The 11,840-nt window shown below is 50.2% G+C and carries 11 protein-coding genes; 7 read left to right on the forward strand and 4 right to left on the reverse strand.

All coding sequences use genetic code 11. The annotated features are described in order from the left end of the window. Positions 1-35 precede the first annotated feature (35 nt). Genes ftsY through BLV87_RS19020 form a run of 4 tightly spaced genes read left to right on the forward strand, consistent with a single transcriptional unit; the run spans position 36 to position 2,955 of the window. Entirely contained in the window at positions 36-1,046 is a 1,011-nt protein-coding gene (gene ftsY, locus BLV87_RS08035) for a signal recognition particle-docking protein FtsY (RefSeq protein WP_093067551.1), read from the forward strand. Further along, on the forward strand, positions 1,043-1,687 hold the full coding sequence (gene ftsE, locus BLV87_RS08040; protein WP_093067219.1) for a cell division ATP-binding protein FtsE: 645 nt from the start codon (positions 1,043-1,045) through the stop codon (positions 1,685-1,687). The genes ftsY and ftsE overlap by 4 nt, the downstream gene beginning before the upstream one ends. Beyond that, entirely contained in the window at positions 1,687-2,679 is a 993-nt protein-coding gene (gene ftsX, locus BLV87_RS08045; RefSeq protein ID WP_093067221.1) for a permease-like cell division protein FtsX, read from the forward strand. Before ftsE ends, ftsX begins: the two co-directional genes overlap by 1 nt. Positions 2,680-2,736: 57 nt before the next feature. Further along, complete coding sequence (locus BLV87_RS19020; protein WP_139282142.1) at positions 2,737-2,955, forward strand: hypothetical protein; 219 nt, start codon at positions 2,737-2,739, stop codon at positions 2,953-2,955. 13 nt (positions 2,956-2,968) lie between these two features. Here BLV87_RS19020 and BLV87_RS08050 read toward each other — a convergent pair whose 3' ends face one another. From BLV87_RS08050 to BLV87_RS08060, 3 genes are read right to left on the reverse strand one after another with little or no spacing between them, the layout of a single operon-like run. Continuing rightward, complete coding sequence (locus BLV87_RS08050) at positions 2,969-4,630, reverse strand: ABC transporter ATP-binding protein (protein ID WP_093067223.1); 1,662 nt, start codon at positions 4,628-4,630, stop codon at positions 2,969-2,971. Next, positions 4,627-5,808, reverse strand: a complete 1,182-nt coding sequence (locus tag BLV87_RS08055; RefSeq protein ID WP_093067553.1) for an ABC transporter permease — start codon at positions 5,806-5,808, stop codon at positions 4,627-4,629. Before BLV87_RS08055 ends, BLV87_RS08050 begins: the two co-directional genes overlap by 4 nt. Before the next feature lies 1 nt (position 5,809). Further along, positions 5,810-6,886, reverse strand: coding sequence for an ABC transporter permease (locus tag BLV87_RS08060; protein WP_093067225.1), 1,077 nt, complete (start codon positions 6,884-6,886; stop codon positions 5,810-5,812). A gap of 184 nt (positions 6,887-7,070) precedes the next feature. On the opposite strand from BLV87_RS08060, the gene BLV87_RS08065 reads away from it, so the two are divergent. Then, on the forward strand, positions 7,071-7,760 hold the full coding sequence (locus tag BLV87_RS08065) for a Crp/Fnr family transcriptional regulator (protein ID WP_093067228.1): 690 nt from the start codon (positions 7,071-7,073) through the stop codon (positions 7,758-7,760). Here BLV87_RS08065 and BLV87_RS08070 read toward each other — a convergent pair. Next, entirely contained in the window at positions 7,757-9,601 is a 1,845-nt protein-coding gene (locus tag BLV87_RS08070) for a peptide-binding protein (RefSeq protein ID WP_093067230.1), read from the reverse strand. The genes BLV87_RS08065 and BLV87_RS08070 overlap by 4 nt on opposite strands. A gap of 65 nt (positions 9,602-9,666) precedes the next feature. On the opposite strand from BLV87_RS08070, the gene BLV87_RS08075 reads away from it, so the two are divergent. Beyond that, a complete protein-coding gene (locus BLV87_RS08075) occupies positions 9,667-10,458 on the forward strand; it encodes an enoyl-ACP reductase FabI (protein ID WP_093067232.1) in 792 nt (263 codons plus the stop codon). 90 nt (positions 10,459-10,548) lie between these two features. Further along, entirely contained in the window at positions 10,549-11,778 is a 1,230-nt protein-coding gene (locus BLV87_RS08080) for an alpha/beta hydrolase family protein (protein WP_093067235.1), read from the forward strand. Positions 11,779-11,840: the final 62 nt, after the last annotated feature.

Consider the following 11,840-nt stretch of genomic DNA (forward strand, 5'->3'; position numbering starts at 1 on the left):
ACCTGACGATAATAAAGCTGGACGGTCATTGTACGATGTTTGGATTCGGAAAGAAAAAAAAGCCGGAATTACCTGATGCCACTACGGTAGTTCCGCAAGCCCCTGCCCCGGCGGAAGGTTTATTTGCGCGGTTAAAACGCGGTCTATCAAAAACCAGCCATGCCCTTACCGAGGGCATGGCAACGCTGGTGGTGGGCAAAAAGCAAATCGACGACGATGTGCTGGAGGAGCTGGAAACGCGCTTACTTACCGCCGACGTTGGTATCGAAGCCACCCGTGAAATCATGAGCGACCTCACCAGCCGGGTGAAGCGTGCCGAACTCGCGGATATGGATGCGCTGATGCAAGCGCTCTACAACAAAATGCACCGCATCCTCCGCCCCGCTGCACAACCCTTGGAAATCGACGGCTCACACCAGCCGTTTGTGCTGCTCATGGTCGGTATCAATGGTGCGGGTAAAACCACCACCATTGGCAAGCTTGCCAAAAAATTCCAGCAAGACGGCAAATCCGTGATGCTCGCCGCTGGGGATACCTTTCGCGCCGCCGCCGTGGAACAGCTCACCATTTGGGGCGAACGCAATAATATTCCGGTGATTGCCCAAGGCAGCGGCGCGGATTCCGCCTCGGTGATTTTCGATGCGTTTCAAGCCGCCAAAGCGCGTAAGATCGACGTATTGCTGGCGGATACTGCCGGGCGCTTGCACACCCAAACCAATTTGATGGATGAGCTGAAAAAGGTCAAACGGGTTATTCAGAAATTCGACGGCACTGCACCGCATGAAATCATGCTGATTGTGGATGCCAGCATTGGTCAAAATGCTTTGGTACAAGCCAAACAATTCAACGAAGCATTAGGGCTGACGGGAATCACCGTCACTAAACTGGACGGAACTGCCAAAGGCGGGATTCTGTTCGCCATTGCCCAACAACTCAAAATTCCGGTACGCTTCATCGGCGTGGGTGAAAGCATTGACGACCTGCAAGAATTCGATGCGTATGAATTCACCAGCGCCCTGCTTGCCGGAGACGACAAAACCACATGATTGAATTCAAACAAGTTAGTAAGAAATACCCCACGGGGCAGCTTGCCCTGTACAACATTAACTTGACGCTAGAAGCCGGTGAAATGGTGTTCATCACCGGGCATTCCGGCGCAGGTAAAAGCACCCTCTTGAAATTGGTCGCTATGCTAGAACGCCCTAGCAAAGGGGAAGTTTTGATTGGCGGGCGTTCTTTAAGCAAGCTAGGGCGTGGTCAAATCCCCAATTACCGTCGCCGCATTGGCTTTATTTTTCAAGACCCACATCTCTTGTATGACCGTAGCGTATTCGACAACATTGCTCTGCCCTTGCGCATTGCCGGAATGGGGCAAAGCGAAACCCGTCGCCGCGTACAGGCCGCACTCGATAAAGTCGGGCTGACGGGGCGGGAAACCACCTTTCCCTTAATGCTCTCTGCCGGGGAAAAACAGCGTGTCGGCATTGCCCGTGCCATGGTTAACAAGCCCACCATTATTCTGGCAGATGAGCCTACCGGTAACCTCGACCCGGAATTGGCGCAAGACATTATGTTTACCTTTGCGCAATTCAACGAACTCGGTGCAACCGTCATGATTGCCAGCCACGATCATGGGCTGGTAGAACGCATGAAAAAACGCACCATCGTCTTACAAAAGGTGGACTAATGGCTAACCCAAGTAATAAAAAAACGGCTCCAAAGCGTAATGCGGCATCTACCACTAACCCGCTGAGCGTCTGGTGGAATCAACAAGCGAGTGCCATCAAATTCAGCATGGAACGTTTGTGGTTCAACCCCGTATCCACTTGGATCACACTCGCAGCGATTGCTATTGCACTTTCCCTGCCCACCAGCCTGCATTTATTGCTCAAAAACATGCAGACGTTAACGGCGGATAAACGCGAAGTTCCCACCATTACCTTATTCCTAAAACAATCCGTTGCCGAACAACAAGCCAAAGACCGCGCAGAATTGCTCTCTGAAATGCCAGAAATCGACAATGTGCGTGTCGTGACCCGCGAAGAAGCCTTAGCTGATTTCCGCAAAATCACCGGCTTTGCACAAACCTTGGAAACACTGGATGAAAATCCCCTGCCGCACGTACTGATCCTCACCCCTCGGCTCAGTTTGCTCGGCGATCTGGAAATGGATGTCGAAGGCTTATCCAAAAAACTCAAAGCTTTCCCCGAAGTGGACGATGTTCAAATCGATGTGGAATGGGTGCAACGGCTACGCGGCATTTTACGCATCGCCGAACGTATCGTGCTGGTTGTCTCCATTTTGCTGGGGCTAACCGTGCTACTGGTGGTCGGTAATACCATTCGTCTCGACATCGAAAACCGCAAGGAAGAAATCCGTGTCACGCAACTGATTGGCGCAACCAATGCCTACATTCGTCGTCCGTTTATTTATAACGGTATTTGGCTAGGCTTGTTCGGCGGGGTATTGAGCCTAGTGATTGTCCATGTGGCACTGCTATTTCTAGTCGAACCTGTTACTAAACTGGCAAATCTCTATGGCAGTACGTTTATTCTCAGCGGTATTGATGTGTTTATGACCTTAAAAATACTCCTAGCCAGTAGCCTGTTAGGGATTATTGGCTCATGGCTAGCAGTTGGGCGTTATTTGTGGCAAAGTGATGATGCTATCAAGGATTGATTTTTATGCTCACTTAGTTTAGTTTGCTGATCTTTCGCAGTGTCAGGGGCTTATATTATGTTAAGTACATCCAAAGCATTGGTGGTCACCACGCCGCCACGTCCATTTTCTCAAAAGCATCATTTTGATTGGCTTAAGCAAAGCCGCATCGGCTGCCCAAGCTGCCGTAGTGCTTATATTCTACCAGTACGGCGTACTTGGTATGAGAAATTATTAACTCGCCAACATAAATTCTGGTGTCAGGATTGCGGCTCAAAATTCTGGAAAAAAGATTAATACTGCGCTACGTTCAACCCCACAAACGCGGCACAGCTTGTAACAGTTTTTTTGTATAAGCATCTTGGGGATTACCGCATACCTCAGCGGTAGTCCCTCGCTCCACAATTTGCCCCTTATACATCACCACGGTTTGATCACTCAAATATTCCACCACCCCGATATTGTGGGTAATGAATAACAATGTCAGGTTGTGTTCAGCACGAATTTTTAGCAGCAATTGCAGGATTTCTGCCTGTACCGACACATCCAGCGCACTGGTGATCTCATCACACACAATAAACGCTGGATTCAATACCAAAGCGCGAGCCAAACCGATGCGCTGACGTTGCCCCCCCGAAAACTCATGTGGGTAACGCCACAACGTGTCACGGGAAAGCTGCATATCCGCAAGAATCTTGGCTGCGTACTCAATGCGCTCCTCATGGTTAGCACACCTGCCGTGCGCTTTAAGCGGCTCAGTTAGCGTCGTTTCCACCAGCAGACGTGGGTTAAGGGATGATTGCGGGTCTTGAAAAGCAATCTGCATTTTCGGGCGTAACGGGCGTAGTTCCCGTGCTGAAAGCCCCGTTAACTCCTGCCCTTGAAGTTGAATACTGCCTGATGTCGGTTTTTCCAATTGCACAATAGCACGCCCCAAGGTGGTCTTACCGCAACCCGATTCGCCCACCAACGCCACAATTTGACCTTGAGGAATGTCTAGCGACACATCATCGACCGCACGTACATGATCTACCGTGCGGCGTAAAATACCTTTTCTAATCGGAAACCAAACCTTGAGATTACGGATGGAGAGGAGAGCTGGTAGGTCGGACTTCAGTCCGACATCTTCTGTAAGCATTGTCGGACTGAAGTCCGACCTACGAGGCCGACACCGCGCCAAATTCTCCGGCACTGCTGCCAGCAATTGTTGGGTGTAAGCGTGTTGAGGTTGCCGCAATACCTGTGCAGTATTGCCGACCTCCACTAACTTGCCTTGCTGCATCACCCCGACTTGTTGCGCCATTTGTGCTACCACCCCAAAATCATGGGTGATAAATAAGGTGCTCATACCGGTATCGTCTTGCAGTTGGCGCATTAAACGCAAAATTTCTGCCTGTACCGTCACATCCAGTGCCGTGGTTGGTTCATCGGCAATCAATAATTCCGGCTCACAGGCCAAAGCCATTGCAATCATCACCCGTTGACGCTGCCCACCGGATAACTGGTGCGGATAATCACGGAAACGCTCCCGCGCTTTAGGAATTTGCACTTGCTCCAACGCCAGCATTGCCCGCTCCACCGCCTCGGCATCACTCATGGTCGGGTGATGCAATTGCAACGCTTCGGTAATCTGCTCCCCCACCGAAAATACCGGATTCAAAGACGTCATCGGCTCTTGGAAAATCATTGCAATTTGCGAACCGCGTATGCTCCTTAACGAGGCTTCCGGCAACGTCAGCATATCCTGTCCATTAAACAGAATTTCCCCACCGGGATGTGTGGCGATAGCCTGCGGCAACAAGCGGATCACCGACAACGCCGAAATCGACTTACCACTGCCCGACTCCCCCACCAAGCAAAACGTTTCGCCCTTGGGGATACTGAAGCTCACATCATCGACCGCTTTCACGGTACGCCCACCACTGCTCAAGTAGGTACGTAAATTTCTGACTTCAAGCAAAGGCTGCGTCATGAACCAACCCCCGCATTACGTGACAGTTTCGGGTCAATGGCATCGCGGAACGCTTCCCCAATCAGGTTATAAGCAAATACAGTCAGAAAAATAGCACCACCAGGAAATACCGCCATCCACCAATTAAAGGTAGAGGATTTCACCGCCTGATCTAACATTTGCCCCCAAGACGGTTCCCCTACTAAACCCAGCCCCAAAAAGCTCAAGGTAGCTTCGGCCAAAATCGCCGAAGCTACACCAAAACTGACTGCTACCAACAACGGGGCAACACCATTTGGCAACATATGGCGGAATAAAATCGACGACAACGGCAGGCCACTCGCCACGGCTGCTTGCACATACTCCTGTTTGCGCAACTTGAGAAATTCAGCACGAATATAACGGGCATACCCCGACCAACTGGTCACACCGATGATAATCATCATCATGTACAAGCTACGTCCGAAAAAAGCCACGAACGTCAGTAGCAAAAATAGCGTGGGAATCGCCTCAAAAATTTCCACCAAGCGCATCCCAATCATATCGACCACCCCGGAAAAATAACCCATCAGCCCCCCCAGAATCACCCCGATGACCATCGCGATACCCGTGGCAATCAAGCCAATACTCAGGGCAATACGTGAAGCGTGAATCATACGACTGAAGACATCCGCACCATTTTCTTCCGTACCCATCAAGTGAAAACGCTCTGTTGCGGCTAACGGTGCTTCCAGACCATGCTCAGGGTAATCACGCAAATAGTCCGTCGGTGCATAGGGAATCAGCGGCATAATGCGCCAGTCAACCTCGGTATAAGCAGGGGTACGAAATTCATCGTAGATTTTTACCGCAGGCGGCTTTACGAATGCATTCGCCATCACCGCAGCCACGAGTGTGCCTACCACAAACAACAACACCCGTTTAGCGCCACTTAACGGCAACCACACCAACACCAGTGCCAACACCAACATGACCAGTACCAGCACATCTTCTGCGGTCAGATACGCCAATACTGGCGCAGAAATCACGCCCGCTTTGCTCATCAATAAGGGCATGGAATTTGCCAGAAAAGGCGCAAACACCCCCATGAAAACCAAGATCCCCACCCAAGCAAAGCCGAGTTTCACCCCAACACCTTGCCATGTTTTACGCCAGATACGCCGTGAAAAGGAGTCGCGGCTAACCGTATGTGCCGTCATTTCAGTCATACGATACCCTCGGATCCACCAGTGTGTAACAAAAGTCCGCAATCAGATAACCAATCAAGGTCAAGAAACCACTGATCCACGTAATCGAAAGCACCAATTCGCGATCACGGCCTTTCACTGCCTCGACTGCCAGTTGCCCCATGCCATTGATACTGAAAATGTTTTCCACAATCAATGAACCCGCTAACAAGCTCGGCAGTAAACCCGCAGACACCGTAATCAGCGGCAGCAGGCTATTGCGAAACACATGTTTCCAGAGCACATCCTCCTCTGCCAACCCCTTAGCACGAGCCGTGCGAGCATAATCCGCTTGCAGATTCTCCAGCACCGACGTTCGGGTCAGTTTAGCCAACCCCGCAAAACCGGCGTAAGACAAACAAATCACGGGCAGCACCAAATGCCAAAGACGATCCAGCAAATACCCTGGCACAAACTCCCCGCCTAACAGGTGCGGCAGAAACGGCATATCCTGCGCGGCACGGCTGGAAATCCCCGCCGTTGGGAACCACTGAAAATATTGGGTATTCGCAAAGAAGCCTAGCAATAAGACTCCCGCCAACATCGTCGGAATCGACCACAACGCTAACATCGACACACTGGACACCACATCAAAGCGCCCGCCCCTATCCGTTGCCGCTTTCACCCCCACCACAATCGCAATCAAATAAATCAGCGGAATCGTCACCAGATTAAGCAGTAGCGTGATCGGAATTCGTTCAGCAAGAATGTCGCTAACCGGCCTGCCATACATGAAGCTATTACCCAAATCCATCCCCTTAGTGAAGGAAAAGCCCGTGTAATCACCTTCCGCATCCTGTGTGAAACCGATAGGCGAAACGTTATTAAGCCAACGTAGATACTGAAGCGGTGCGGGTTGATCAAGGCCATAACGCTGGTTGTAATAAGCCGTCAAGGCCGCTTTTTCCTGCGGATTCATATTTGCGCCCCCGACCAGCGATTGCGCCGTAATGCCACCGGGGGAAAGTGCCATCACAGTAAAGACAACAAGGGTAATACCCAACAAGGTGGGAATCATCAAAAGCAAACGGCGCAGGAGGTAGTTTAGCAAGTTATTCTATCCTGACTGGTGGTGGAGGACTCAGATTACACAACCTCTCTCAAGCCGTCTAGCTCAGCAGTGCACACTCAACCACATTCTGCAATAATCAATCGCAATCTATAAAATATATTGAGCGCAAAAGTGCTATCCTTACCGTAGGATACACATTGTTAATTGGCGTTGATGTCGAAAAATGAAAGTTACACACGCAAAACTACTGGCTCAAGTCCCCTTATTGACCGACTTACCCACAGAGCTACTGGAATCGTTAGCCAAATCCTGTCGTTTTGAACAGGTAAATAGAGGGCACGTTATTATTGAGCGCCATGACACAACACGGCGTTTCTTTTTCCTTTTAAGTGGGCAAGTACGAATGCTAGATCTTAATCGGCAAGGGCAAGAAATTGCACTGGCGATTTTAGATGCACCCACTCACTTTGGTGAGCTGGCAGTGATTGACAGTCTACCGCGATCAGCGAGTGTACAAGCGACAACACGCTGTGAAGTCGCTTCAATTAGCCCGCAAGACGCAGAAAAACTCATCTATACCGTTCCACAAGTATCGCGCAAAATCATGCAAAACATGGCAACGGTTATTCGCAACAACAATCTGCATCGCCAAGTATTGCAACAACAGAGTATTTCCAATCGCCTTGCTGCTTATCTATTGGGGCAGTTGCCAAAAGATATTGACCCGAAAGAAACTGTCTGCATCCGTAATCTGCCGATTCAATACGATCTCTCTATCTTGCTGGGGACAACCCGTGAAAGTATTTCCCGCGCCCTAACTACGCTAGTGGACGAAGGCTTAGTCACTAAAGATGGTAAGAATCTCTACTTAAACGATATTCCCGGCCTGTATCAGTTACTGGAAGAGGATTAATATTTCTGCATTGCCGCTGGCACATAGTTCTCCACCGGCAAACTGCCCCTATTCAACCCCAGCTTAGTCATTTGTAAGTTTTGAATCCGCTTATCCACAAACGACAGCGACTGACGACGCATCAAAAACGTATAGGGCTGATCGTCTACCATAATACGCTCAGCTTGCTGCCATAGCGGCATTCGCTGTGTTTCATCGACCGTGGCACGAGCCTGATCAATCAGCTTATCCAGCGCTGGACTTTTATAGCTGATACTATTATCCCCATCCGTTTTGGCTTGCGAACTGTGGAACATCTGAAAAATATCCGTTTCAATCCCACTCGTCCAACCCAAGGTAATCGCGTCAAACTCTTTTTTGTTCAAAGACTCCAGCATCACCGGCCACTCTTGCGGGAACGGTTCCATTTTTACACCCGCACGCGCATACAAATCTTTCAGCAACAACACCATGCGCTTGGTGTCTTCATTCGCCTCAAAATACGTGAGCTTGAACTCAAACAGCTTGCCTTGTGGATCTTCCAACACCCCATCACCGTTACGGTCTTCGTAACCCACCTCTTTCAACAAGGCTTGTGCTTTTTCTAAATTGAATTGCCAAGGCTGCAAACTGGGGTCATGTTGCTTACTGGTATTGCTGAACGGGCTAACGGCGGGTTCAGCATAACCAAGGAAAATATCCTGAATAATGCGCGGCACATCGGTTAAATACGACATTGCCTGCCGCACCCGTTTATCTGCAAAGCGCGTCGGTTTGCCACCACGCTCCTGATTCCAGCCAATGTAGCTGTAACCCGCAACCGGCGGCATGTACTCAAAGTTATGGCTCTTCCCCATAATTTGTGCATCATTTTTCAGATCAGCGTATTCATTGGGTCTTGCGCCATACGCATCAATCTCACCATTGCGATACGTGGTCAGACGAGCGCTGTCATTTTGAATAATTTTCCATAACACACGATTGAAAGATGGTTGCACATCACCCCAATAACGCTCATTGCGTACCAGCTCCACATTACCTTTGTCAGGTGTCCATGCTTTCGGGTCAAGTAAACGATAAGGCCCACTCCCTAACAACAAGCCTTTGGACTCGTTGAATTCCTGTGGCTTCTGTAAATAAGGCTCATAGAAATGTTTAGGTAAAATACTCAACGTACCTGCCAGGTCAAACGCCTCGAAATACGGTTCTTTGTAAATAAATACAACTTCGTATTTGCCATTTGCTTTCACTTCTTTGATTTTCTCTAGATAAGCACGTTGGCGCGGCGCTTGAATCGCCTCGGTCATAATGAAGTTAAAGCTGAACACAATGTCGTCTGCGGTGAGTGGTACACCGTCGGAAAACGTGACGTCATCACGCATCTGGAAGGTAATTGTCAAACCATCGGGGCTGACCTGCCAACTTTTGGCAATCAAGCCTTCCCACTCCAACGTATCAGGGTTGCGCGTAACTAAACTTTCCAACACATAATTTTGTACTTCTGACGCATAAGCATCACTGGAAACCAGTGGCGTTAGCGTTTTGAGGTTCGTGCCAAACGCATCCACACTCCAATCGCCTTGCGCATAATCAGACTGTTGCGTCATCGCTTGGGCGCGTTGAAAGGCGGGGGAAACGCCGCTGTTATCGCTGGCATTCCCGGTTTGCTGGCGTACCGTACCACTGGCAAGTGCGGTGCGCAGTTCGCGTATATCTTTGGCTTGTTCCGCCAGCGTCGTCTGCACTTCCGCCAACTTTAACCATTGTCGATCAATCTGGTACATCGTCAACAGCAACAACACTATCACCAATGCAATCAGCAGAGACAATAACCAACTCGACGTACTCGATCGCTTTTGCATACGCTTGTTCATTTACTGCATAATTCAAGATTCTACAGCATAACACTAACGCAACAGGAGTTCACATGGGTTTTCTGACTGGCAAACGCGCTCTAATTACCGGGGTCGCAAGTGACCGTTCCATTGCCTACGGCATCGCCGAAGCCATGCACCGCGAAGGCGCGGAACTGGCTTTCACCTACCAGAACGACAAACTGAAAGGCCGCGTGGAAAAGTACGCTGCCCAATTTGGCTCCAGCATCGTGATTCCCTGCGAAGTCGCTGAGGATGCCAGCATTGCAGCGGCTTTCCAGCAACTCGGTGAGCACTGGGATGGGCTGGATATTGTAGTGCACTCCATCGCATTTGCTCCCAAAGAACAACTGTCAGGCAGTATTGTGGATAACACCACACGCGAAGGCTCAAACATTGCGCACGACATCAGCGCTTACAGCTTCCTGGCAATGGCACGGTATGCAAAGCCACTGATGGCAGGGCGCAAGGGGTCGCTGTTGGCACTGAGCTATTTGGGTGCGGTCGCCGCCATTCCTAACTACAACGTCATGGGTATGGCAAAAGCCAGCCTAGAAGCGGGTGTACGTTTCATGGCTGCTGACTTAGGGCCACAAGGCATTCGTGTGAATGCGATTTCCGCAGGCCCCATTCGTACCCTAGCCGCTTCGGGCATCGCCGGTTTCCGCAAAATGTTGGATCATTTCGAGAAATATGCCCCACTGCGCCGCAATGTGACGATTGAAGAAGTGGGTAATGCCGCAGCCTTCTTGTGTTCTGATTTGGCATCGGGAATTACCGGTGAAATTACCTACGTTGACGGTGGCTGGAATATCCTGGGCATGTCAGGTTTGGGCGAGGAGTAAATTCCAAGGGGAACACGTGAACCCAAGGCTTCGTTTATTCGACCAATAACCTATACTTTGGTCAAATCGACAATTTTGGAGTGTTCCCCTATGCCTGTAGTGTCTTATCGCAGTTTTTTGCGATCCACGTTGTTGTTATTGACGTGTAGCGTCTTGCTTACTGCTTGTGGTGGAGGAAGTAGCACCGCGCAGACCAACCTCGCAGACAATGCCTCAAATGCAAGCAACACGATTGCTCTCCCGGCTATTCCCCCTCGCATCACCAATACACGTGGTGCATTACTTAACGGGGAACTCGTCAAAACCAATACCGTTCAAGACAGTACTGCGGCTGTCAGCAACCCTATCACCAAGACGCCCCCTCTCATCCCATTATATGATGTTAAACAATACCGCGTTACCTACCAAACACTGGATGGCAGCAACAACCTCACCAACGCTTCCGGCGTGATTGCCGTACCACAAAAACCTGCTGGCGCTAAAAGCCCCTTGCTCAGCTTCCAACACGGCACGGTTTTCTTCGACAGAGAAGCCCCCAGTAATGACACCGCCGCCACCTCCCCCATGAATATCCTTGCTTCAATGGGTTATGTGGTGATTGCAGCAGACTATATCGGCTATGGCGAATCACGCGGCAAAGAGCACCCCTACCTGCAAAAAGAACCCTCTGCGGCGGCTGTCACTGACTTTATTACAGCGACGAAACAATGGCTTGCCGAACAACGCTTGCCCCTGAACGATCAACTGTTCCTCACTGGCTATTCCGAAGGTGGCTACGTAACGCTTGCCGCACAACAAGCACTGGAAGCAGCGGGTATCCCGATTACCGCCAGTGTTGCGGGTGCAGGGCCTTACGACCTCCAATACACACTCGATGAGTTACTGAGCACTAAAGCCTTGCTAGCAGCCGCTGGTGGTGCATTAGGTTTTAGCCGCCCTGCTCCTGCTGCTAAATACCCCGGTAAGATCGACGAAGCCACGGTAGATGTATTGCTGTATTTTCTGATCCCCAAAGAAAGCGACATTAAATTCAGTAAAACCTTTCTGCTTGACTGGATGGCAGATGATTACGACACCATGCGCCGCAACAGCCTTTACGACTGGCGAACCACCACCCCAACTCGCCTAACACATGGGCGTGATGACGAAACGGTTCCCTATGGGAATTCAGAACGTGCCATTAGCGGAATGCGTGCTAAAAACACGCCCGACATAGCTTTAGAAGTATGCGCAGCCGTACCCGCTGATCACACCAACTGCATCAAACCTTACGCACAAGTCATGACCGAATACTTCAGCACCTTCGCACGCGATTTATAGAAATAAGGATTTATCTTAACAGGAAACTGGCGCATAATGCCCGGTTTCCTCCTCACTCTGAA

Source organism: Thiothrix caldifontis, from assembly GCF_900107695.1.
GTDB classification, from domain to species: Bacteria; Pseudomonadota; Gammaproteobacteria; order Thiotrichales; family Thiotrichaceae; genus Thiothrix; species Thiothrix caldifontis.